At 69.4% G+C, this 24153-nt stretch carries 20 protein-coding genes; 17 read left to right on the top strand and 3 right to left on the bottom strand.

The window, feature by feature from the left end; genetic code table 11:
* The first annotated feature begins 5 nt into the window (after positions 1-5).
* On the top strand, positions 6-935 hold the full coding sequence (locus tag QN350_RS07865; RefSeq protein WP_322137723.1) for an ABC transporter ATP-binding protein: 930 nt from the start codon (positions 6-8) through the stop codon (positions 933-935).
* Positions 932-1693: an ABC transporter permease gene (locus tag QN350_RS07860; RefSeq protein WP_322137722.1), complete on the top strand. Its 762-nt coding sequence runs from the start codon at positions 932-934 to the stop codon at positions 1691-1693. The genes QN350_RS07865 and QN350_RS07860 overlap by 4 nt, the downstream gene beginning before the upstream one ends.
* 590 nt (positions 1694-2283) lie before the next feature.
* Here QN350_RS07860 and QN350_RS07855 read toward each other — a convergent pair.
* Entirely contained in the window at positions 2284-3288 is a 1005-nt protein-coding gene (locus tag QN350_RS07855) for a DMT family transporter (protein WP_322137721.1), read from the bottom strand.
* Between the two features lie 191 nt (positions 3289-3479).
* Between QN350_RS07855 and QN350_RS07850 the strand changes: the two genes are divergently transcribed.
* The gene (locus QN350_RS07850) at positions 3480-4040 is read left to right on the top strand and encodes a CGNR zinc finger domain-containing protein (protein WP_322137720.1); all 561 of its coding nucleotides are present in this window, start codon (positions 3480-3482) and stop codon (positions 4038-4040) included.
* 105 nt (positions 4041-4145) lie between these two features.
* Here QN350_RS07850 and QN350_RS07845 read toward each other — a convergent pair whose 3' ends face one another.
* Positions 4146-4793 carry an RES domain-containing protein gene (locus QN350_RS07845; RefSeq protein ID WP_322137719.1) on the bottom strand — a complete coding sequence of 216 codons (648 nt, stop codon included), beginning with the start codon at positions 4791-4793 and terminating at the stop codon, positions 4146-4148.
* Positions 4790-5347 (bottom strand): hypothetical protein, encoded by a 558-nt coding sequence (locus QN350_RS07840; RefSeq protein WP_322137718.1) that lies wholly within the window; start codon positions 5345-5347, stop codon positions 4790-4792. The genes QN350_RS07845 and QN350_RS07840 overlap by 4 nt, the downstream gene beginning before the upstream one ends.
* A 222-nt stretch (positions 5348-5569) precedes the next feature.
* Here QN350_RS07840 and QN350_RS07835 point away from each other — a divergent pair, with 222 nt between their 5' ends.
* From QN350_RS07835 to QN350_RS07770, 14 genes are all read left to right on the top strand, one after another.
* The gene (locus tag QN350_RS07835; RefSeq protein WP_322137717.1) at positions 5570-7441 is read left to right on the top strand and encodes a TIGR02677 family protein; all 1872 of its coding nucleotides are present in this window, start codon (positions 5570-5572) and stop codon (positions 7439-7441) included.
* Positions 7438-8604, top strand: coding sequence for a TIGR02678 family protein (locus QN350_RS07830; protein WP_322137716.1), 1167 nt, complete (start codon positions 7438-7440; stop codon positions 8602-8604). The genes QN350_RS07835 and QN350_RS07830 overlap by 4 nt, the downstream gene beginning before the upstream one ends.
* Positions 8601-12842 carry a TIGR02680 family protein gene (locus tag QN350_RS07825; protein ID WP_322137715.1) on the top strand — a complete coding sequence of 1414 codons (4242 nt, stop codon included), beginning with the start codon at positions 8601-8603 and terminating at the stop codon, positions 12840-12842. The genes QN350_RS07830 and QN350_RS07825 overlap by 4 nt, the downstream gene beginning before the upstream one ends.
* Positions 12839-14173: a TIGR02679 family protein gene (locus tag QN350_RS07820; protein ID WP_323516064.1), complete on the top strand. Its 1335-nt coding sequence runs from the start codon at positions 12839-12841 to the stop codon at positions 14171-14173. Before QN350_RS07825 ends, QN350_RS07820 begins: the two co-directional genes overlap by 4 nt.
* A 187-nt stretch (positions 14174-14360) precedes the next feature.
* Positions 14361-14813 carry a helix-turn-helix domain-containing protein gene (locus QN350_RS07815; RefSeq protein ID WP_322137713.1) on the top strand — a complete coding sequence of 151 codons (453 nt, stop codon included), beginning with the start codon at positions 14361-14363 and terminating at the stop codon, positions 14811-14813.
* 10 nt (positions 14814-14823) lie between these two features.
* A complete protein-coding gene (locus QN350_RS07810) occupies positions 14824-15168 on the top strand; it encodes a DUF86 domain-containing protein (protein ID WP_322137712.1) in 345 nt (114 codons plus the stop codon).
* 377 nt (positions 15169-15545) lie between these two features.
* The gene (locus QN350_RS07805; protein WP_322137711.1) at positions 15546-15869 is read left to right on the top strand and encodes a hypothetical protein; all 324 of its coding nucleotides are present in this window, start codon (positions 15546-15548) and stop codon (positions 15867-15869) included.
* A 239-nt stretch (positions 15870-16108) separates the two neighbouring features.
* The gene (locus QN350_RS07800) at positions 16109-17659 is read left to right on the top strand and encodes an MDR family MFS transporter (RefSeq protein ID WP_322137710.1); all 1551 of its coding nucleotides are present in this window, start codon (positions 16109-16111) and stop codon (positions 17657-17659) included.
* A gap of 165 nt (positions 17660-17824) precedes the next feature.
* Positions 17825-18745, top strand: coding sequence for an ATP-binding cassette domain-containing protein (locus tag QN350_RS07795; protein ID WP_322140336.1), 921 nt, complete (start codon positions 17825-17827; stop codon positions 18743-18745).
* A 3-nt stretch (positions 18746-18748) separates the two neighbouring features.
* Complete coding sequence (locus QN350_RS07790; RefSeq protein ID WP_323502833.1) at positions 18749-19972, top strand: ABC transporter permease; 1224 nt, start codon at positions 18749-18751, stop codon at positions 19970-19972.
* Positions 19973-20149: 177 nt separating this feature from the next.
* Complete coding sequence (locus tag QN350_RS07785) at positions 20150-21292, top strand: ABC transporter substrate-binding protein (RefSeq protein WP_322137708.1); 1143 nt, start codon at positions 20150-20152, stop codon at positions 21290-21292.
* Complete coding sequence (locus tag QN350_RS07780) at positions 21282-22142, top strand: ABC transporter permease (protein WP_322140335.1); 861 nt, start codon at positions 21282-21284, stop codon at positions 22140-22142. Before QN350_RS07785 ends, QN350_RS07780 begins: the two co-directional genes overlap by 11 nt.
* Positions 22130-22984 (top strand): ABC transporter permease, encoded by an 855-nt coding sequence (locus QN350_RS07775; RefSeq protein ID WP_281535576.1) that lies wholly within the window; start codon positions 22130-22132, stop codon positions 22982-22984. The genes QN350_RS07780 and QN350_RS07775 overlap by 13 nt, the downstream gene beginning before the upstream one ends.
* Positions 22981-24135 carry an ABC transporter ATP-binding protein gene (locus tag QN350_RS07770; protein ID WP_323502831.1) on the top strand — a complete coding sequence of 385 codons (1155 nt, stop codon included), beginning with the start codon at positions 22981-22983 and terminating at the stop codon, positions 24133-24135. The genes QN350_RS07775 and QN350_RS07770 overlap by 4 nt, the downstream gene beginning before the upstream one ends.
* Positions 24136-24153 lie beyond the last annotated feature (18 nt).

Genomic DNA, 24153 nt, shown 5'->3' with positions numbered 1-24153 from the left:
CTTCGATGAGCCTCGCGATCCGCACCAGCGGCCTGACCAAGACCTACGGCGAGCACCGCGCGCTCGACAACGTCGACCTCGAGGTCGAGGAGGGCTCGATCTTCGGCTTCCTCGGCCCGAATGGCGCCGGGAAGACGACGCTGCTCCGGATGCTGACCGGGCTCGCCCGACCCACGAGCGGCGTCGTGCAGATCCTCGGGCACGACGTCACGGCGGTCGACGACTCGATCCGCGCCAGGATCGGTTTCCTGCCAGACGTGCCCGGCTTCTACGACTGGATGACCGCCGAGGAATTCCTCCGCTTCGTCGGCCGGCTCTTCTCGATCGACAGGCGCACCCTCGATGAACGCATCGGCATGCTTCTCGGCCTCTCCGGGCTGACCGACGTGACCACCGCGATCGGCGGCTACTCCCGCGGCATGAAGCAGCGGCTCGGGGTCGCCCAGGCGCTCATCAACGCGCCCCAGCTGCTGCTCCTCGACGAGCCGACGAGCGCCCTCGACCCGATGGGACGCCGCGATGTGCTCGACATGCTCACTTCACTGCGCGGGCGCACCACCGTATTCTTCTCGACGCATATCCTCGCCGACGTCGAGCGGGTCTGCGACACCGTCGCCATTCTCGACCGCGGCCGCGTCGTTGCCCACGGGCTGATCCAGGAGCTCACGTCCCGGTACGCCGAACGCAAGGTGATCCTCGAGGTCACGGATGCCGCGGCCGACCTCGCGCAGGACATCTCCCGCGAGCCGTGGGCGACATCCGTTGCCGTGGGCCCGACCGGCGCCCTCGAAATCACCGTCACCGACATGGACGCGGCCCGCCGATCCATCCCGGTGCTCGTCGCCAACCGGCACACCGGTCTGTGCCGCATGGATGCCGGAGAGCTGGGCCTCGAGGACGTCTTCGTCAGCCTGGTCGGAGGGGGAAACCGATGAGGGGATTCGCGGCGTTCGCGCGCAAGGAGGTCCTCGAGATCGTGCGGACCTGGCGGCTCTGGGTGCTCCCCGGCATCGTGCTGTTCTTCGCGCTGACCGGGCCGTTGATGGCCCGGTTCACGCCGGAGATCCTGCGCGCGGTCGCCTCCGACCAGCTCGGGCAGTTCACGCTCCCGGACCCGACGTATGCGGATGCCTACACGGGGTGGATCAAGAACCTGTCCCAGATCGTGCTCTTCGCGCTGATTATCGTCTACGGCGGCATCGTGTCTTCTGAACGGCGGAGCGGCACCGCGGTGCTCGTGCTGACGAAACCGGTGTCGCGTGGCGCGTTCATCCTCGCGAAGGCGACCGTGCACTCGGCGTTCCTCGCGGTGCTCGTGGTCGCTGGAACGCTCGTGACCTGGGGCGGCACGGCGATCGTCTTCGGGGAGGCACCCGGCGGGGCGCTCTGGTCGGCGTCGCTCGCCTGGCTGGTGTTCGGCATCCTGTTCGTCGCCCTGATGACTCTGCTCTCCGTGGTGATCAGTCCCACGGCCGGGGCGGCCGGCGCCGGGCTGGGCGCGTATGCGCTCGTATCGATCGCCGCACTGTGGACGCCGCTCGGCACCTATTCACCGGCGGCGCTGACCGGCGTGCCCACCTCGCTCGCGCTCGGGAAGTCGGTCGAAACGTTCTGGCCGGTGTGCACGGCGCTTCTGCTGGCCGCGGCACTGGTCGCGCTCGCGGTCGCCGCCTTCCGGCGGCAAGAACTGTAGGCCTGCCGGGCGTTGCCTGCGCCCCTTTTGGTAGCCCGCGCCCGAAACGGCGGGTGCGGGCTGCGGAAACCGGCGCGGGCGCGGGGTGAACGGATGTGGCGCGGTACGTGCGCTGGATGCTGGCGGCGAAGGGCGGCATCCGCTCACGACCGCGCCCCTTTCGGCAGGACGCGCCCGAAACGGCGGGTGCGGTCTGCGGAAACCGGCGCGAGCGCGGTGCGAAGAGGGCGCGGGCTGCCGAAACGGGCGCGGGGGGAACGCGGCGCGGGCCGCCGAAGCCGGCAGTGCTGCGGCGATCGACTTGTCGGCCGGCGTTGTCCGATCACGCCCGCGCCCTTTCGGCATGGCGCGCCCGAAACGGCGGGTGCGGTGTGCCGAAACGGGCGCCGGCGTGGGGTGAAGTGGGTGCGGTCTGCCGAAACCGGCGCGGGCGTGCAGCCGGACGGGCGCGGTTTGCCGAAACCGTCGCGGGCGCGCAGTTGGACGGGCGCGGTTTGCCGAAACCGTCGCAGGCGTGGGGTGAACGCATGCGGCGCGGCACGTGCGTTGGATGCTCGCGGCGACGGGCGGCATCCGCTGGCAGGTGCTCGTCAGCCTCGGTATTCGTTGGCCGTCACAGGCTCGACGACCCCGGCGTCGGCCATGAGGGGTACCGGGATGAGCGGTTCGAGCGTGGCGGGAACGGCGGTTTCGGAGCCGGCCGCACGCACGGCCGCGATGCCGCCGAGGATGAGCGCGCCGCCGAGGAGTTGGAGGGGTGTGAGCTGCTCGCCGAGCAGCAGCCAGGCAAACAGGGCCGCGAAGACGACCTCGAGCAGTGAGACGAAGGAGGCGAGCCGGGACCCGAGGGCTTCGGCGGAGGTGATTCCGGCGACGTAGGCGAGTGCGGTGCTGACGACCGCGACGATGACGAGCGGCACCCACCAGGGCAGGGCGGTGCCCGCGAGCGGCACTGGGCCGAACGTCGCGGAGAGGGGCAGAACGCCGGTGACGCCCAACCCGCCGAGCACGAGGCCGCCGAGCACGAGTCCCGCGGCCGCGAACCCGACCGGGGGCAGCCCCTCGCTCGGGCGGGCGGCCATCACGAAGTAGATCGCGCAGCCGACCATGGCACACGCGGCGAAGGCGAGACCGAGCGGGTCGACCGCCCGAATCGCGCCGGGGCCGACCACGAGCACGAGCCCTCCGACGGCGAACAGCGACCCGACCAAAACGAGTGCGTGGGGGATGCGCCGGGTCAGCACCCACACGACGCCGACCAGAAGCAGCGGCGCGAGAAGTTCGATGAGCGCGGCCGTCGCCACCGGAATGGTCTGGATCGCGGCGAAGTAGAAGAACTGGGTGGCCGCGACGCCGGCGAGGGCCATCGCGAGAACGCGCCACCGTGCCCGCCACAGGGCGGGCCAGGATCCGCGCAGGGAGACCAGGGCGAGCGGCAGCAGCACGAGCCCGCCGAGGAGCACGCGTGCGGTGACGGCGGCGCTCGGGGACCAGCCGGCCTCGAGCAGGGGCTTGATGAACGCGCCGGAGGTGCCGAAGGAGAGGGAGCCGATGACCGCCACGACGAGGCCCGCTGAGGGGGACGAGATCTTCATGGGACTCCTTCTGCTGCCTGTCGTATGGGTAGCTTTCGCTGCCTGCGTCTGCCGTGCGCGCTCTGCTGCAGAGCTCTACTGCCGAGTGTTGCTGCCGAGCTTGACTGCCGCGCGCCAGCACCACGCGCCGCGTTACGGTCTACTATTGGGTATGACCATAACGTTAGGCGATGGTCGGGTTAGGAGTCAACATGCAGTTTGCCCATGACACCGTGGAGTCGCTCGAGTTCGCGGTCGACCTCGGCAATACCGATCCCGCGGCCTCCCGCAGTGGCACGGATGAGCTCGCGACCCTCGATTTGCTTGCGGACTTCCTCGCCGGGTATCCCTTCTCCGGCCGCATCGACGGCGACGAGCGCGAGCGGCTCGATGTGCTGCGCGCCCGCGACGAGGTGCGACTCGTCTGGACCCTCGACCGCGACTCCGCGGCGCTCCAGGTCAACGCCATGCTCGCCGAGGCCCGGGCCATGCCGTACCTCGCCCGGCACGACGCATCCGACTGGCACCTGCACGCGACCACGCCCGACGCCCCACTCGGCGAACGCCTGCGCGTCGAAGCCTCGCTCGCCCTGATGGACGTGATCCGGATGAACGAGATGCGGCGCCTGAGCCTCTGCGAAGCGGATGACTGCACCGGCCTGATCCTCGACCTCTCCCGCAACGGGTCCAAGCGCTTCTGCAGTGCGCGCTGCGGCAGCCGGATGAACATGATCGCCTTCCGGAAACGGAAGGGCGCGGGCGCGCAAGACTGAACCGGGTCTCGCGGAACGTTATGTCGGAGAATTTCGCGACTCGCGGCATCCGCTGCCCGGAAACGCGGCGTGTCGCGAGAATCTCCGACGGTGCGCCGCGGCACTCTAGGTCACGCCGGGCGGAAGGCTCACGCTCAAACCTGCGGCGGATGCGGGCGGCGAGTAGACGGAGAAGCCGCTCAATTCAGAGGCGGCGACCCCGTCGACGACTGCATATGTTGGCCACGATCGTGGCCCGGCAGCTCCGAACACGGCCCAGGCATCAGGCGAGTAGCCGGTGCTGAATCGTGCGGGGTACCGGATGCCGTCGAAGCCGAGCGACTCGAACAGGGCCGCCCACTGTTGCGGAACGCCGTAGCTGTCCATGGTGCTCAACTCACGGGTGACACCGAACGTGGCGGCGTCCGCCGCGGCCACGTCGGCACACTTCTCGCCCGCGCTGAGGTCGAGCTCAGTGACCTGGAATTCCTCGGCGGCCCAGCGGGGCACCATGCCGGATGCAGCGTAGCTGGGTCCCAAACGCTCGCGGACGGCAACGGCCACGGTGTCGGCGAGATAACAGGTGCCGAGTGGTGGGGCTAGATCGAAGCGACCCCCGCCCGGGCCGCCGGGCGCCGACGCGAAGAACCAGGCTCCACGCCCGATCGGGTGGGATCGGTATTTCCGTTCAGCGCCCCGAGTATGTACTGCCGGGAAGCCGGTGAAGTCGCGGCCCGGAAGGGGATTGGCCTGAAAAGTCGCCTGCCGGCTCACGGCGCAAGCCGAGCGGCATCGTTTCGCGCGGCGTCGAGAACCGGTCCCAGCTCGTTCGACTTCAACAGGTCCGCCGCAGAGCGACCGCCGAACCGGGGTGTCTTCACGTTCAGCCAGAGCGCCTGCGACCACTCGTCACGGGCGGCGGGGAGCAACGCCTCGATCACTTGCCTCAGGTGGGGAAGTGGCTCGCCGCCGGGGCCGAATTGCCATGCCGGGAAAAGGAGTGTCTTCGCATCCGCCGTCTGCACGGCGAGCAGCACGCCCTGGTTCCTCAGCTTGTGGACGTGCTGGCGGCTGACGCCCTTCCACTTCGCGATCGCCGAGGCCTCATAGAAGGGACCGATCTTCTCCTGCCAGACGCTTGTGCCGGGGATCGTGGCGACCATGCGTTCGGCCACGGTGCGAGCGGTGCCGGCGACGGATGCTTCGAGGCGGTCCGGAAGACGCTTCGCGAGCTCGGTCAGAAGTTCGGCCTGGTAGTCGGTGAGCATCAGCGTCCGGGAGTGGCGCTCCCCGGGGGGTGTCTGCGCTTCGGCGTCGGGTGTCATCATGAGCCCTCCCGGTGAGCCATCGGTTGTCATCTCTGTCAACCAAGCCTAACTTCGGTGTCACCTCTGTCAACCGACTCTCGTGAGGTGAAATCGCCGACTTGTCTCGCCCGGGGCGGCGGCGCGACTGTTGAAGTCGGTGGAATGCTGCATGATGAATGGGGGTCCGTCGTGCGCACCGCGCGGCGTGTCGAGTCGTTCTGAACCGTGTCGAGTCCAGGGTAGGTGAGCATCGTTTCTGCCGAGGTCCAGTTTTCCGAGTCGTTCAGCGTGTTCAGCCACCTCAACGCGCAGAACAGCGAGATCTACCGCCGCGTGCTCGGCACCTTCGTGACGGCCAAGGAGCGGTTCCAGGTGCATCTGCGCCCCGACGACGTGCTCGGCCAGCTGCGTCGCGATGCTGCAGTGGATGCCGCGGAACCGACCCCGGGCGCAGCCGCCAATCCGGCCGCGGGTGCGACCAGTGCGACCGTCCCTGTGCCAGAAGACCTGTCGATCGAGGCCGTCACCGCGGCCCTCGACTCACTCGTCGGCTGGGGCAACCTCCTCGCGTCGCCCGACACCGGCCGCGTCGTGCAGGTCGAGGACTTCTACCGCAAGCGCCATCTGTTCCAGCTGAGCCAGGCGGGCGAGGCCGCCGAACGCGCCCTCGAACGGTTCGAAGAGACCCTCGGCCGCCGCGGCGCCCTGCAGAGCGTTGCCCTCGAGGACATCGCGGTCACCCTGCACGAATTCGTGACGCTGATCGGCGCCGAAACCCCGGACCTCGGCAAGCTGCACCAGACCCTCGCCGCGCTCACCCTGCGCTTCACCGAACTCGCCGACAACGCGAGCGCGTTCATGGCCTCGCTCCAGCGCACGATCGACCTCACCGACACCGACGAGGCGGCCTTCGTCGCCTACAAGTCGCGACTCGTCGACTACCTCGAGCGTTTCATCCAGGACCTCACCGTGCGCGGACCGCAGATCGCGACCCTGCTCGGCGGTGTGGACAGGGCGGCGGTCAACCGCGCCCTCCGCGCGCTCGCCGAACGCGAGGCGAGCGATGCCCTCGTTCAGGTTCCCGATCCCGACCATGCCGAGCATGCCGATCACACCGAGCATGCCGACGGACCCGGCGGCCACGGCGCCCTCGCCGAGTCGGCGCGTCACTACGGCGTCTGGGCAAACCGATGGGAGGGGCTGCGGTCGTGGTTTCTTTCGAGCCACGGCAGGGACAGCCAGGCGAAGCTGCTGCGGATGGCCGCGCTCGCCGCGATCCCGGCCCTGCTCGACGCCGTGCGCGCCGTCAACGCGAGGCGATCGGGCCGCTCCGACCGGTCAACTGACTACCTGCGTCTCGCGCAGTGGTTCCAGGAAGCGCCCGACGACGACGACCGGCACCGGCTCGCCCGGGCCGCGTTCGGCCTCTACTCCGCGCGGCACCTCACGGTCGACTCGGCGACCTGGGCGCACTGGAGCGACAACGCCGCGCTCGTCGGGGCGCCGTGGGCGGATGCCCCCGCGATCGAGATCTCGCCGCAGCTGCGCCGAACCGGCAGTTACGAGCGCAAGGGCCGGCCGAATCAGGTCATCGACCGGTCGGCGGCGCGGGCACTGATCGCGCTGCAGGTGCGTCAACAGGCGGAGCAGATCGCCGCAGCGCGGAAGCGCCTCGCGACCGACGGCACGGTCGAGCTGAGCGCGCTCGCCGGGCTCGACAGCACCGCCTTCGGTCTGTTCCTCACCCTGCTCGGCGATGCGCTCGTCGCGCGCCCGCCGGACGGCGGGCCGATCCGCACCGCTTCGACAGACGGCACCATGAGCATCGAGCTGACCGAGCTGCCGGATGCCGGTTTCGTCGCCCTCGAGACCGAGCGCGGCACGCTCTGGGGTCCCGACCACCTCGTGCGCATCACCGACCTGATGGCGGAGGACGAGACACGGCCGACCGGCGCGCACGACGCCGACGCCGGGGCTGACGCTGACGCCGACGCCGACGCCGGGGCTGACGCTGACGCCGACGCCGGGGCTGACGCCGACGCCGGGGCTGACGCCGACGCTGACGCTGACGCTGACGCTGACGCTGACGCCGACGTGTTCGTGGAGGTGTCATGAGCGTCTCGGCGGTCGACGACCGGCAGCGGGCGGCCCGGATGCTGCTGCGCACGCCCCTGATCCGCTCGACCGACGAAGAGCGCTACCGCCTCGTGCGGCGGCACGCGGGCGACCTCGCCGAGTGGTTCGACATCAACACCGGCTGGGCGCTGCATGTCGACAGCGAGGTCGTGCGGCTCGACCGGGAGCCGGCCACCGTGACGGATGCGACGCATCCGTTCGCAGCCCGCCGCGGCGGGGTGCCGTTCTCGCGCCGCCGGTACGTGATGCTGATGCTCAGCCTCTCGGTGCTCGAGCGCAGCGACAGTCAGATCGCGCTCGGCCGCCTCGCCGAGCAGGTGCTCGTAGCCGCGACGGTGCCCGAGCTCGTCGCGGCGGGCTTCGTCTTCGAGCTCGGCAGCCGCGAGGAACGCAGCGACCTCGTCGCCGCCGTGCAACTGCTGCTCGAATGGGGCGTGCTCGCCCGGGTCGCCGGCGACGAGGCGGACTTCGTGCAGAACACCGGGGATGCGCTCTACGACGTGTCCCGACGGGTGCTCTCCCAGCTGCTCGTCACCCGGCGCGGCCCGTCGACGATCGGCGCCACCACGCTCGGCGCACGCACCACGGCCATGCGCGACCGCGGCACCGCCCCGACCGCTGACCTCCGCAACCTACGCCTGCGGCACAGCCTCACCCGTCGCCTGCTCGACGACCCCGTGCTCTACCTCGACGAGCTCGACGACGACGAGACCGCCTACTTGCGCGGCCAGCGCGCCGCGATCTGCCGGCGCATCACCGAGTTCACGGGGCTCGTCGCCGAGATCCGACTCGAGGGCATCGCCATGGTCGACTTCGACGACGACCTCAGCGACGTGCGGATGCCCGAAAAGGGCACCGAAGGACACGTCACCCTACTCCTGGCCGAGTTCCTGGCCCGGTGCGGTGAACCGGAGGTCCCGGTCGACGTCCTTGTCGGCCAGGTGCGCGCCCTCGCCCCCAACTACGCCAAGTTCTGGCGGAAGGGCGCGGCGGATGACGCGGCCGACCTCGTCGAGACCGCTCTCGGCCGCCTCCGTGCCCTTCGGCTCGTCGCTCGGGACGGGAACAGCATCCGTGTGCTGCCCGCTCTGGCCCGATACGCCCTCACTGCACCGACAATCATGGGAGTTCGACAGTCGTGACCCTCGACACAGTTGCACCATTCCGCTCTGACTCGCAGCCGGTGCCGACGAGCGTGCGTTGGCAGCCGCAGCGACTGGGCCTCGTCGACCTCTTCTACTACGACAACGAGGAATTCCCCTTCGTCGACGGCCGCCTGCTGTTGCGCGGCAACAACGGCGCCGGCAAGTCGAAGGTGCTCGCCCTGACCCTGCCGTTCCTCCTTGACGGGGACCTCTCGCCTCAGCGGGTCGAACCCGACGGCGACCGGCAGAAGCGCATGGAGTGGAATCTGCTGCTCGGCGACGAGCACCCGAACGGCGAACGCCTCGGCTACAGCTGGCTCGAGTTCGGCCGCATCGACGAGGCCGGCCAGGCGCAGTACGTCACGATCGGCGCGGGCCTCAAGGCGGCCCGGGGCCGCGGCATCACCCGGCACTGGTTCTTCGTGACCGATCAGCGCGTGGGGGAGACGCTCGACCTCATCGACGCAAGTCGGCTCGCGCTCGGGCGTGACCGCCTCGCCGAGGCTCTCGGCGACCGCGGCCGGGTCTACGACACCAAGGGCGAGTACCGTCAGGCTGTCGACGCGAAGCTCTTCGGCCTCGGGGAGCGGCGCTACGCCGAACTGATCGAGCTGCTGCTGCAGATTCGCGCACCGCAGCTCTCCAAGAAGCCGAGCGAGGCCGCCCTGTCCGAGGCGCTGACCCGCGCGCTGACCCCGGTCAGCGACGACGTGATCAAGTCCGTCGCCGACGGGCTGCGCTCGCTCGACGAGGAACGCGACGAGGTGCAGCAACTCGCCGCCGCCCAGAAGGCGGTCCACGGGTTCCTGCAGCACTACCGCGCCTATGCGCAGGTGATGCTCAAGCGGCAGGCCGTCGGCCCCCGTCGCGAGCAGTCCGACTTCGACAAGTACGGGCGGGCGATCCTTGAGGTGACCGCGGAGCTCGAACGGCTGCGGGAGTCACTCAACGCCAACGCCGCGGCCACCGCGGAACGACGCACCGAGCATGGGGCCCTCGAGGCCGAGCAGGAGGCGCTGCGCGACAGCGTGCACGCCGAGAGCGAGCGGCTGCTCCACATGGCGGATGCCGCGGCGACCGCCGCCGGGGAACGCGCGGCACTTGCGGAGGCCGGCCTTCAGCGTGCGGATGCCGCCCTCACTCGCGCCGACACCGAGGCGGCGGACGACCGGGCCGAGTTCGTGGCGGGCGCGACCCAGTTCCGTGCGGCGAGCGCTTCGGCGGTCGCTGCGGCCGTCGACGCGGGGATCGAGCACGACCCGGCGGGACTCGGAATCGTGCCGGACGAGACCGGCAGGCCCTTCGAGCGCGGCGGACGGGGCGGCGACGCATCGGGCGGCTTCGACGGCTTCGAGGCCGCCTTCCAGCGCGAGCGCACCGCGGCGGCCGCCCGCGTGACCCGCCTGCGTGAGTCCCTCGACCGGGTCTCCGCGCTGATCGCGGTGCTCGAGCAGGCCGAGGCACGCCTCGGCGCGGCGAACCTGCGCGAGGCCGAAACCGAGACCCGGCTGGCCGAGGCAACCGACGAACGTGCCGCCACGGATGCCGCGGTCGAGGTCGCCGTTGATGCTTACGTCTCCGAGGTCGATATCGTACTGGCCGCACTCACTGAGCTCGCCGTTTCCGATGACGCGTTCGGCGCCTTCACCGACTGGGTGCGCCTGCGCACGGGCGAGAACCCGGCGAGCACTGCGCTGCGCTGGGATGCGCAGCGGCTGCAGGGTGAGCTGGAACGGCGGCGCGCCGACCTTCGGCACCGGCTCGGCGACCTCGCGACCCGGCACTCGGCGCTCCTCGCCGAGATTTCGGGGCTCGAGCAGGGCGAGTCGGTCGAACCGACCCTGCCGCACACCCGCACCGCACCGGCCGGGGGGTCCCTTCCCCTGTGGCGCGCGGTGAGTTTCTCCGACGGGGTCAGCGCGGAGCACAGGGCCGGGCTCGAGGCCGCTCTCGAGGGCAGTGGGCTGCTCACGGCGCTCGTGCTGCCTGACGGGGACCTGCGTCAGCCCGGCGACGGACAGTTACTGCTGCACGGGGCGCTCACCGGGACATCCGCCGGCACACTTGCGTCGGTGCTGGTGGCGGAGCCGCCAGCGGGGTCTGCCGTGACCGCGGAGACGATCGAGGCGGTGTTGCGGGGGATCCGCCTGGGTGACGACTCCAGCCCTGGCGACGCCGATTCCGACTCCCGCTCCGACGCCGCCAGCTCATCGCCCCGCGGCATCGGCGACGACTCTCCCGCGGTGTGGGTGAGCCTCACCGGCCGGTACCGCCTGGGGTCTGCGTTCGGCGCCTGGTCCGTCGATACGGCCCGGTTCATCGGCGAGAGCGCACGCGAAACGGCCCGCACACACCGGCTGCGCGAGGCGCGGGCCGAACTCGATACGATCTCCGCAGAGCAGGAGGGCCTGACCATCGACCTCGACGAGATCGCCGCCCGGTCCGCTGTCATCGAACGCGAGCAGGCCGCGGTGCCGTACCCGACCGCGCTCGAGACGGCGGATCGGTCCGCGGAACGTGCCGCCGACCATGTCGCCCAGCGCACGAGCGAACGCGAAGAGACCCGCGTTCGTTCCGCCGGTGCCCGCCGCGAGCTCGCCGAGGCGGAAGCCGAACTCGCCGCGGATGCGGCCACTCTCCACCTCCCCACGGGACCGGACGCGATCCGCGGGCTTGGTTCCGCCCTGTCGGAGTATGAACGTCAGGTCACCGCGCTCTGGCACGCGGCCGAGCGGTGGGCATCCGCTGGGCGTCGGCTCGGGCGCGCCGAAACGCGGCTCACGGCCGCCCGCGACGAACGTGATCGGACCCTGGCCGAGGTCGGGTCCGCCGCCGACGAACGCACCCGCACCGGCAGCTACCTCGAGACTCTGCGCCAGCAGCTCGGCGCCGACGTGCGAGGCTACCGGGAGCGGGTCGCCGCCGTGGCCGCGGAGCTGAAATCGATCAGCGCCGCGTTGGGCCGCCTCGGCGAGAGCGCTCGCCGGGACGGCGAGAAGCAGGCCGGTCTCGGGGAGCGGCTCCGCGGCATCCGTGCGGACCAGGACCGCGTGGCCGCGAACCGGGTCGCCGCCGTCGCCGCACTGCAGCGCACGACCGCGCTCGGCCTCGTGCAGGTCGCAGACGTCGCCGCGCTCGCCGTCGTCGAACCGGATGCCGGGGGAGACACCGACTGGACCGTGACCCGGGGGGTGCAGTTCGCCCGCGCCATCGAGGCGGCGCTACCCGAGCTGGACGCCACCGACGAGAAGTACACCCGGCTGCAGTCGCAGGTGTTCACCGAGTTCGCCGACCTGCAACGATCGCTCGGCCGGCACGGGCATGAGGCGGCCTATTACCCGAACGACGACGGGGTGCGCGTGGTCGTGACCTTCCGCGGACGGGAGATGCTGCTCGTGGAACTTGCCGAGCAGCTCGGCGGGCAGATCGAGCAGCACCTGCGGCTGCTCAGCGCCAAGGAACGCGAGATCATCCAGTCGCACCTCGTCACCGAGGTCGGAGCTCAACTGTCCGAGCTGATCGGCGAGGCCGACCGGCAGATCGTGCAGCTCAACGAGGAACTGCGGGCCCGGCCCACCACGACAGGCATGATTTTGCGAGTGCTCTGGAAACCGCGACCGGACGGGCCTGCCGGGCTGACCGAAGCCCGGCGCCTGCTCGCGACCACAGCGGATGTCTGGGACGAATCCGATCGAGTTGCGCTGGGCGGCTTCCTGCAGGCCCGGATCGCGGAAGTGCGTGACGCCGACGAGGCCGGCAACTGGTACGACCACCTCGGCGAGGCGCTCGACTACCGCCGCTGGCACCGGTTCACCATCGAGCGGCAGCAGGGCGGCGTCTGGAAGTCGGCGACCGGCCCGGCATCGGGCGGTGAGCGGGTGCTCGCCGCGAGCATCCCGCTGTTCGCGGCGGCGTCTTCGCACTATCGCACCGCGACCAACCCGTATGCGCCGCGGATGATCATGCTCGATGAGGCCTTCGCGGGTGTCGACGACAACTCGCGCGCGAGCTGCCTCGGTCTGCTCGCCGAGTTCGACCTCGACGTCGTGATGACGAGCGAACGCGAGTGGGGTTGTTACGTGGAGGTGCCCGGGCTCGGTATCTCGCAGTTGACCCGTTTCGACGGCACCGACGCCGTGCACGTGCAGCGCTGGCAGTGGGACGGGAAACGGCGCACTGCCGTCGTCGACGCCGGTGTCGCTGCCGCTGAGGCCGAGGCTGGAGGGCTCTGGTGAGCGATTCTGTGAACGTCGGGGCCGGGGCAGGCTCGGGTGGCGAGGTCAGCGCGGAAGCCGTTGCGCGCATCCGTCGTCTGCTCGATACCCCGGACACCGCATGGCTGCTGACGCGCATGCGCTCCCGGCTCGAGCAAACCGGCACGCTCGTGGGCATCGTCACGAAGCAGAGCGCGAGTGCGACCGAGCGGATGGCGGCGGCCCGGCTCGTCGGCCGGCCCGTGCGCTCCGGGTCATCGGCTTCGGTGTCGCTCGACCAGCTCGATGCCCTGCTGCGGCGGGACGCCTGGCCCGCGGGGCTGGTCTCGGCGGTCACCGAACTCGTCGGGCCGATCGTGGGCCCCGAGGTCCGGCGCGCGGAACGGGCGAGCTGGCAGCAGGTCGCCGACACCCTGCGCGTGATCGCCGTCGAACGGCCCGAACTCGCGGGCTGGGTGGACAGCGTGAACCGGTCGGGCGCGCTGCGGCGAGCGACGGCATCCGCTTTGGCCGCACACTCGATGACCCTCCACCTCGGTGTGCTCGCCCGCGCCCTGCCGGCGGAGGGGGAGGCCCTCGGTGTGCTCGCGGCGCGCCTGTTCGGGGACGCGCATGCGCTCGACCCGAAGAGTCCACTCGGGTCGATCGCGGTCGGGCTCGCGGCGGCGTCGACCGGACAACCCGCCGGGAACGGATCACGGTGGCGGCGCGACGCGTGGCAGCAGTCGGGTGTCGTCGTGGATGAGCTGTCCTCGACCGTGCTCGCGCTCGGGCTACCCGGCGGCGTGACATCTCCGACGGCCCGTGCCCTGGCGGCGCTCGCCGAGTCCGGCCAGCCCGTCGTGTTGACGTACCGGCAGCTCGCCGTGGATGACATCGGCCGGGCCCCGGCGCTGGTCTCGGTGTGCGAGAACCCTGCGGTGATCGCGGCCGCGGCCGACCGGTACGGTGCTGGTGCTGGTGCTGGTGCTGGTGCTGGTGCTGGTGCTGGTGCTGGTGGCGGTTTCGTACCGATCGTGTGTGTGAACGGGCAACCGGGGGCTGCGGTGCTGCGGTTACTCACGCAACTCGTCGAAGGCGGTTCGCGGCTCCGGTACCACGGTGACTTCGATGCGGGCGGCGTCACGATCGCGCGCACGGTCGCCCGCAGCGTGCCGTGGACTCCGTGGCGATACGGCGAAGCCGACTACCGCGCCGCGTGCGAGTCGAGCCTCGCGACCTCGGAGTTCACCGGAAGCGTCGGCGCCACTCCCTGGGACAGTGCTCTCTCCGGCGCGATGGAGGAGTTGCGCTTGCGCGTCGAAGAGGAGTCGGTCCTCGAGGACCTACTCGCAGACCTGAAGCTCGACTAGTCCGGCCATCGTGGTGGCGCCCGCGCCGGTTTGCGCATGCCGCGCCCGAAACGGCCGGCGCGGTGTGCCGAAACCGGCGCGGCGGCGAGCTCAGATGGGCGCGGGCTGCCCAAAGGGGCGCAGGCGCGAATGACGGTGACGCGAGCGGGCTCGCGGAGGTCCTATAGCTGCGAGCTATACTCCGTGCATGAACACAGCGGAGAGTATTCTCGAGGCACGCACGCGCGCCGGGCTCTCGCAGAGTCAACTCGCCGTACGCGCCGACGTGCCGCAACCGAATCTCTCCGCCTATGAGTCCGGTCGGGTGCAACCCCGCCCCGAAACCCTTGCCCGCATCCTGGCCGCGACTACCGAGCGACCATCGGTCGTGCTGCAGCGGGGTCGCGAGCGCGTGCTCGAGCTGGCCGCCCGCCGCCGCGCCGGCCATGTACGAGTCTTCGGGAGCATCGCCCGGGGCACGGATGTCGCCGGCAGCGACATCGACCTCCTCGTCGAATTCGCGCCCGAGGCCTCCCTCCTCGATGCGGCGGGCCTGGTCCTCGATCTTGAACACCTTCTCGGCGTGCGGGTGGACGTGATGAGCGACCGGGCCGAGGGCAGCATCCGCGATCGTGCCGTCGCCGAGGCGGTGCCGCTGTGAGCGTGACCCGATGACCCACGAATTCGACCGCACGGATGCGCTGCTCGCGGACATCCGCGACCTCGTGCGTCATGCGCGCCTCATCACCGCCCGCGGCCGGGAGGTCTTCTTCGACCGGGCGGACCGAACCCAGCAACTCGCGGCCAAGGCCATCGTGATCGATCTGCAAACCGCGGTCGAGCGGTTGCCGGACGCATACCGGGACAAACACCCGGAGGTCGCGTGGGCGGAGTTGCGTGCGATGCGGAATTACCTCGCCCATGACTACGCGAACACGGACTATCAGATCGTCTGGAACGCGCTCGTCACGGACTTTCCCCGGCTTCTGCGGCAGCTGGGCCTCGCCGAGAGCTGAGGTAACGGATTCAGTGCACCTTTCCCGATTCCCTTGCGCGATCGTGCGGACGACGGGTACCGTGGCAGCAACGCCACACGACGAGAGGAGCCGTCCCATGATTCAGTCAAACTTTTCCGCAGTAAACTGCCTCGCCGCCGGCCTCGTCGGCGTCTTTACCGCCTGACCGGCGCGAGTTTCCACCACCGGTTCTGCGGTGGCGACGCCCTCGATGCCCGCTCGCAGCCGGCGCTTTGCGCGCCCCGGGATCAGTCCCGTTCCCTGACGTCGCATACCTGACGACGTCCATTCTTGCGCCGCTTCGGCGGCCCCGCCGGTGCAGCAGACGGATGCCTCCGCATCCGTCCTGCGCGCCGTCACAGTGAGGCTCAATCACCATGACCATAACCTTGCCGACCGATCCCGGTCGCCACGACCGCCCGCTGCCCCGGCAGCACGAACCGGAACCACCGTCCGCATCCGAACCCGAATCCGTAGTGGAGTCGGTTGCGCCGCAGCTGCGGCCTCTCGGCCGTGTCGATCGCCTGGCGCTGCACCTGGGCGTCGCGCTGATCCGGTGGGGGCGGCGGCCGCGCCCGGCGCGCCCGGTCGCATCCGTCGACTGGGAGGTGCTGCGGCGGGTGCGCGAAGAACGCGAGCGCGCTCTCGAACGCCAGCATGCGGACCTGCTCCGCTACCGGATGACCACGCCCTATCGGTGAGGGAGGGTGCGAGGCCGACCGGGCCTCGCACCTTCTCGACGCAACGTCGGAGATTTTCGCGACTCGCGGCATCCGCTGCCCGGAGTTGCGGCGTGGCGCAAAAATCTCCGACTTTACGTCTGACCGAGTTCCGCTTCGCCGGAACAATCGGGCGGTGTCAGTGGTTTGAGTTTCAGTAGCGACACCGCCTCACATCTGCACCGCCTCACATCTTGACCGCACACCTCGACGGGACCTTCATGTCTGAAACCGCCACCGCCAGTACCGACACGAATACAGGCACCCTCGCAGGTGCGTCTGCAGACAACACAGTGAGCACGGATGCCGCAACGACCGCGGCCGAGGCGGCCCTCGGTGTTCGCAACCGCCTCGTCATCACCCTGCTGCTCATCTCGACGTTCGTCGTCATCCTGAACGAGACGATCATGGGTGTCGCGCTGCCACGGCTGATGGAAGACCTCAACATCTCGGCGAGTGCCGCGCAGTGGCTGACGAGCGCGTTCATGCTCACGATGGCGGTGGTCATCCCGATCACCGGGTTCCTGCTGCAGCGCTACAACACCCGGCCGGTGTTCATCGCCGCGATGACCCTGTTCAGCACGGGGACACTCATCGCAGCGCTCGCGCCCGGCTTCACCGTGCTGCTCGTCGCCCGGGTGGTGCAGGCGACCGGAACGGCGATCATGTTCCCGCTGCTGCTCACGACCGTGATGACCCTCGTGCCCGCGGCGCACCTCGGCCGGATGATGGGCAACATCTCCATCGTGATCTCGGTCGCACCGGCGATCGGTCCGACCATTTCCGGCGCGATCCTGAGCGTGCTCGACTGGCGCTGGATGTTCATCCTCGTGCTGCCGATCGCGCTGACCGCGCTCGTCGTCGGCGGCATCCTGATGAAGAACGTGACGACACCGACCAAGACCCCGATCGACGTGTTCTCGGTGATCCTCTCCGCGCTCGGCTTCGGTGGGCTGGTCTATGGGCTGAGCAACCTGGGCGCGGCGGGCGGCGGCATCGCCTCGGTGTCCGGCTGGCTGCCGCTCGCCGTGGGCGCGCTCGGCCTCACGACGTTTATTCTGCGCCAGCTGTCGCTGCAGAAGCGCAACCGCGCGCTGCTCGACCTGCGCACCTTCCGCTCGCGCACCTTCACGTTCGCGATCGTGATGATGGCGATCAGCATGATGGCCCTGTTCGGCACCATCATCCTGCTGCCGATCTACATTCAGACCGTGCTCGGCCTCGACACGCTCACCACCGGGCTGATGCTGCTGCCCGGGGGGCTCGTGATGGGCCTGCTCGCGCCGCTCGTGGGACGGCTCTACGACCGGTCGGGCCCCACCCGGCTCCTCGTCACTGGCTCGGTGATCGTGAGCGCGGTGTTCTGGGGGATGACCCTGCTGAACGAGCACAGCGCGCCATGGATGGTCGTCGCTGCGCACGTGACCCTGAGTCTCGGCCTAGCCCTGCTCTTCACCCCGCTGTTCACCGCGGGGCTGGCGGCCGTGCGCCCCGAGCTCTACTCGCACGGCAGTGCGATGGTCGGCACGATCCAGCAACTCGCCGGCGCGTTCGGCACCGCCCTGTTCGTGACGGTGATGGCCTCCGTCGCCGCGTCGCAGCTGGCCCCCGGTGTGACCGCGGTGACCGCAACGAGCGCAGGGATCCACGCGGCCTTCCTCTGCGGCGCCGTGATCTCCCTGTTCGCGATCCCGGCCGCGTTCTTCATCCGCCGCACGCCCGCGGTCGAGGGTGCGGATGCCGGTGCGCCCGCCGAAGTCCCCGCGCACTGACCCGCACAGGCTCATCCGGTGTAGCGTCGTGATAACGAAATTGGGGGTCTTTTCGGCATGGCGTCTTCACTGCTCACTTCACTCGATAAGCCCGATCAGCAGGCTGTTCCGCGAAAGGATTCGCGGTCCGATGGCGAGCCGCTCGTGCACATCAGCAACTTCCGGATGGACTTCGGCCGCTCGACCGTAATTCGGGACCTGTCCTTCGACATCAACCGGGGCGAGACCTTCGGGTTCCTCGGATCCAATGGATCCGGCAAGACCACCACCATCCGTGCGCTGCTCGGGATCTACCAGCCCACCGCCGGTCTGCTGCACATCAACGGGAAGCCGTTCAGCCCCGAAGACGGTGCCACCCTCGGCTACCTGCCCGAGGAACGCGGCCTGTACAAGAAGGAATCCGTCATCGACGTGATGACCTATTTCGGGCGCCTCAAGGGACTCAGCCGGTCGAACGCGCACTCCTGGTCGCTGCAGTATCTCGAACGGGTCGCGCTGGCCGACAAGGCCAAGGTGCGGCTCGACAAGCTCTCGGGCGGCCAGCAGCAGAAGGTGCAGCTCGGCGTCACGATCATGAACGACCCGGAGCTGCTCATCCTCGACGAGCCCACCAAGGGTTTCGACCCGGTCAACCGCAAACTGCTGATGGATATCATCGAAGACCAGAAGCGGGCCGGCGCCACCGTGCTGATGGTCACTCACCAGATGGAAGAGGTCGAACGCCTCTGCGACCGGATCGTCCTCCTGAAGAACGGTGAGGCCGAGGCCTACGGCACCGTCGAGGACGTGCAGGACCAGTACGGCGGAACCGTGGTCCGAGTCCGCTACACCGGCGAGATCCCCGAGTCGCCGCACTACACGGTGACCCGGCGGGAGAGCAGCTACGCCGAACTGACCGTGACCGGCCCGATCGACGAGGCCGTCATCCTGCGTGAGCTGATGGATGCCGGAGTGACCGTTCGTGAGTTCACCGCCGGCCGTCCCTCGCTCGACGACATCTTCGTCGCCGTCTACGGTGACCAGAACGCCGGTGACCAAAACGCCGGCGCCGCTGCCGGTGAACGCGTCGGAACGGCGGGGGAGTAGACCATGGCTCGGCACAATCTCGGCACGGTCGTCTCGTTCGAAGTGACGCGCACGCTCAAGAAGAAGCAGTTCTGGCTCACGACCCTGCTGGTGCCGGTGGTGATCGGCATCGTGATCGCGCTCATCGTGCTGTCGAACACCTCCACGGAGAGCAAGGTCGACTCGCAGAAAGACGCGACCCTTCGGTTCACCTATAGCGACGCATCCGGTTACATCGACCCGGCCATCGCCACTGCATTCGGCGGCACCCTCGCCGCCGACCCCGACCAGGCGATCGCCGACGTGAAGTCGGGCGTATCGGCCGCCCATTTCTCCTACCCGGCCCAGCCGACGAAGGAGGCCACCACGGTCTACGGCACCGACGTCGGCATCTTCGACAACGGCAAGTACTCCTCGGTGGCGACCCAGCTGATGGTCGCCAGCGCCCAGGCGAAGATCGGCGACCCGACGTTGACCGGGCTCGCGCGGGGCTCCTTCCAGGTCGATGCGGTCACCTATAAGGACGGCGCGGTCTCAGGGGGGATCCTCGGTGCCGTCGCCCCCCTGCTCTTCCTGCTGATCTTCTACGTCGTGATCGTGATGCTCGGCAATCAGATGCTCACGAGCACCCTGGAGGAGAAAGAGAACAGGGTCACCGAGATGATCCTGACCACCCTCAACCCGACGACCCTGATCATGGGCAAGATCATCTCCCTGTTCATCATCGGGATCGTGCAGATGCTCGTGTTCATCCTGCCGGTGCTGGTCGGCTATCTGTTCTTCCGCACCTCGCTGAGTCTGCCCGACGTCGACCTCTCCCAGCTCATCGTCAACCCCGGCCAGATGGTCGTCGGCGCGCTGCTCCTGATCGGCGGGTTCACCCTGTTCATGGGCACCCTCGTCGCGGCAGGGGCGATCATGCCCACCGCGAAGGAGGCCAGCCAGGTCTTCGGCATCGTGATGGCGCTCGTGTTCGTGCCCCTCTACGCGGTGTCGCTCGTGGTGTCGGACCCGCACGCGCTGATCGTGCAGCTCTTCACGTTCTTCCCATACTCCGCGCCGGTGACGGCGATGCTCCGGAATGGGCTCGGGTCGCTCAGCCCGCTGGAGTCCGGCATCGTCATTGCGGAACTGTTCCTGCTCGGCGGAATCGTGCTCCGGCTCGCGGTGCAGTTGTTCCGCTACGGCTCGGTCGAGTACACCAAGCGGGTGTCGCTGCGTACGGTGTTCGCCCGATCGCGGCGGTGAGAGCGGACGTCGTTCCGTGCAGACGGAATGGCGACGCCGAGCATTCATGAGCTGTTCAGGAGCGTTTCGCTGTCCCGTCAAGAGCGGCTTTTAGTCTCTCGGTGACCAGCACCGCGGTTACGAACGGCGCGCGCCAATGCGTGCGCGGCCTCTCGTTGCTGGTCAGACGGAGGAAAAATGGTCACCCCACGCACCCTGATCACGTCACTGGCCGCCACGGCAATGCTTGCAATCGGCCTGACCGGATGCTCCGGCACGGCCGCGAGCGGAACCGGAACCGGAGCCTCCACCACCGACGCCGCAACGGCCACCAGCCTCAGCGCCTTCGGCGATCTTCCGGCCCTTGAGAGCGCCGCCAAGGCGGAAGGCAACCTCAATGTCATCGCCCTCCCTCGTGACTGGGCGAACTACGGCGCCGTGCTCGACGCGTTCTCGAAGAAGTATCCCGAGATCGCGATCAACGAAGCCTCGCCGGACGGCTCGAGCGCCGAGGAAATCCAGGCTGCAGACACCCTCAAGGGACAGGACACCGCGCCGGACGTCTTCGACCTGGGCCTGGCCGTCGCCCTGTCGAGCACCGACCGGTTCGCCCCGTACAAGGTGGCCACCTGGTCCGACATCCCCGACGCGCTCAAGGAATCCACCGGGCTCTACACCGGCGACTACGGCGGATACCTGGCCGTCGGCTATGACCCCGACGCCGTCCCGGCGCCGACGCAGCTGAGCGACCTGCTCGGTGCAGCATACAAGGGCAAGGTCGCCATCAACGGCGACCCGACCCAGGCCGGGGCCGCGTTCGCCGCTGTCGGCATGGCGACCGTGCAGAACGGGGGCGCCGTCGACAACTTCCAGCCCGGAATCGACTTCTTCTCCAAGCTCAACGCCGCAGGCAACTTCGTCAAGATCGACCCGACGCCGGCCACGATCGCGTCCGGCGAGACCCCCGTCGTCTTCGACTGGGACTACCTCAATGTCGGTTACGGCAAGAAGCTCGCCGGTCAGCGCAACTGGAAGGTCGTCGTGTTCCCGGGCACCGGCTACGCCGGGTACTACAACCAGGCCGTGAGCAAGGATGCCCCGCACCCGGCCGCCGCCCGGCTGTGGCAGGAGTTCCTCTACAGCGACGCAGGCCAGAACCTGTGGCTCGCCGGTGGGGCGCGCCCCGCGCGCGCCGAAGCGATGACGACCGCGGGCACGATCGATGCGGCGCTGTTGAGCGCCCTTCCGAAGGCCCCCACGGAGACCGTGGTCCCGACCAAAGAGCAGAGCGCAGCCGCGGCTACCCTGCTGGGCGCGACCTGGGCGGCCGCTGTCCAGTAAGGTCCGCGCATCGGCAGCAGCCTTCGGGTTGCTGCCGTTCGCGGTCTACGTGCTCCTCTTCCTCGCCCTGCCGACCCTGATCGCCGTCGGAACCGGATTCTTCGACAAGTCCGGCAGGTTCACCCTGGCGACGATCGCGGCACTCGGTAACCCGGTGGTGCTCAACGCGTTCGGCAACTCCCTGTGGCTGTCCGCCCTGACCGCCGTCCTCGGGGCGGTGCTCGGCGCGATCGCGTGTTACGGGCTGCTCGGAGCGCGGCCGGACGGTGCCCTCCGCACGGTGGTCGATTCGCTCAGCGGAGTCCTTGCCCAGTTCGGCGGCGTCATGCTGGCCTTCGCGTTCATCGCCACCATCGGCATCCAGGGCATGGTCACGCTCATCCTGCGCGACACCTTCGGCGTGGACATCTTCTCGGGCGGTGTCTGGCTCTACGAACTGCCCGGGCTGGTGCTGCCGTACCTCTATTTTCAGATTCCGCTGATGATCATCACGTTCATGCCCGCTCTTCAGGCGCTCAAACCGACCTGGGCTGAGGCCAACGCAACCCTGGGCGGGAGCACCCTCTCCTACTGGCTGAGGATCGCCGGCCCGGTTCTCGCGCCCTCGTTCCTCGGCAGCCTCCTGCTGCTGTTCGCAAACGCGTTCTCGTCGTATGCGACCGCTGCGGCGCTCACGAGCCAGGGTTCCCAGATCGTTCCCCTGCAGATCCGGTCGGCGCTGACCAGTGAGACGGTGCTCGGCCGGGAGAACCTGGCCGGTGCTCTCGCGCTCGGGATGGTTGTGGTGATGGTGATCGTGATGGCCGGATATTCGGCTCTGCAATCGAGGGCCGCCCGGTGGCAGCGGTGACCGGCCCGATCGTGCGGGACGGCGTCGCGCACGCCCCCTCACGCGTCGTGCGCGCCCTGATCCTGGGTGTGATCGGTTTCCTCTTCATCATTCCGTTCGTGGCCATGGTCGAGTTCACCCTGCGCAAGGGACTGGCCGGCGGCCACGATTTCTCCCGCTGGATCGCCCTGTTCCAGGGCGGTCTCACCGGGCCGTACCGCCAGGTGCCCGTCGCCGTCGGCAATTCGGTCGGCCTGGCCGTCGGAACGGTGCTGATCGTGCTCCTGCTGCTCGTGCCGACGATGCTGCTGGTGCACATCCGTTTTCCCCGGCTGCGACGCCTGCTGGAGTTCGTCTGCATCCTGCCGATCAGCATCCCGGCGATCGTCCTCGTCGTCGGACTGGCGCCGGTCTACTCGGCGCTCTCCCGGCTCGTCGGCAGCGGAGTCTGGACGCTGTCCCTCGCATACGGCATCATCGTGCTGCCGTACGCCTACCGGGCGATCCAGGCCAACCTCGACGCCGTTGACGTGCGCACGCTGAGCGAGGCCGCCCGCACCCTGGGAGCAGGCTGGGGGAGCGTGCTGTTCCGCGTGCTTCTGCCGAACCTGCGTCGTGGCCTGCTGGCCGGCGCCTTCATCGCGGTCGCCGTGGTCCTCGGCGAATTCACCATCGCGTCGCTGCTCAGCCGGGTGAACCTGCAGACCGCGCTCGTCGTGGTCAGCAAGGCCGACCCGTACACGGCCGTGATCCTGTCCCTGCTTTCGCTGATCCTCGCGTTCCTGCTGCTCCTGCTCATCGGCCGCCTGGGTGCCGAACGCACCCGCTCGCCACGACACCGCCCCATCGGAGGCCGGCAATGACCCGCAACACGAGCAACACCCCGCTGGACACGCCGACCGGGGGCACGGCGCCGGCTCCTGCCGGGCGTGCTGCCGTGACGGGGGTGGAAGCCGCGAGCGCACCGCCGGCGCGGCACGGAGCCGTCGTCGAATTCTCGGGCGTCACCAAGGATTTCGGGGGACACCGGGCCCTCGCCGGATTCGACCTGACCCTGCAGGCCGGTGAGTTCGTGGCGCTGCTCGGCCCGAGCGGAAGCGGCAAGACCACGGCACTCCGAGCCCTCGCGGGCCTCGAATCGACGGATGCCGGCATCATCACGGTCGACGGGGTCGACGTGTCCACTCTCCCGACGAGTCGGCGCGACATGGGGATGGTCTTCCAGGCCTACTCGCTGTTCCCGCATCTGAGCGCGGGCGAGAACGTCGAATTCGGGCTGCGGATGCGCGGGGTCGCCGCCGCGGCCCGCCGCCGTCGGGCCGCGGATGCTCTCGGCCTCGTCGGCCTCGCGGACCACTATGACCGGTTCGCCCACCAGCTGTCCGGCGGTCAGCAGCAGCGGGTCGCGCTGGCCCGCGCCCTCGTCACCGAACCGCGGGTGCTCCTTCTCGACGAGCCGCTCTCCGCTCTCGACGCCAAGGTACGGGTGGCCCTGCGCGAGGAGATCCGGCGGATCCAGACTGAGTTGGGCATCACAACCCTGTTCGTGACGCACGATCAGGATGAGGCGCTCGCGATCGCCGACCGGGTCGCTGTCATGCGCGACGGCCGGATCGAGCAGGTCGGGACGCCCGAAGACCTCTACTCCCGGCCGGCGTCGCCGTTCATCGCCGATTTCGTCGGCCTGAGCAACCAGTTGACCGGAATGGTGCGCAACGGATTCGCGGAGCTGTACGGAACCCGGCTGCCCCTCCTCGACCCGTCGCAGGCGGACGGGACCGTCCTCGTCGCGGTGCGGCCGGAAGACCTCGAGCTGTCCGCGGACGGAGTGGAGGGCGTCGTCACCGCCTCGAGCTTCCACGGGTCGCTTCGCCGCACCCGGGTGCGGTTCGCCGACGGCGCCGAGGTCTCGGTGCAGCACGGCGTGCGGGTGCACACCGCTCCCGGCGACGCCGTGCGGGTGCGTTTCACCGGCGCCCCGGTCTCGGTCGAAGCGGCCGCGAACCCGGGGTAGCGTGGGCGGCGGCGGCGA

It is taken from the genome of Cryobacterium sp. 10I5 (genome assembly GCF_035019865.1).
In the GTDB taxonomy this organism is placed as follows: Bacteria; Actinomycetota; Actinomycetes; order Actinomycetales; family Microbacteriaceae; genus Cryobacterium; species Cryobacterium breve_A.
The sequence above is the reverse complement of the archived record's forward strand: the minus strand, read 5'-3'. Positions and strand labels throughout refer to the sequence as shown.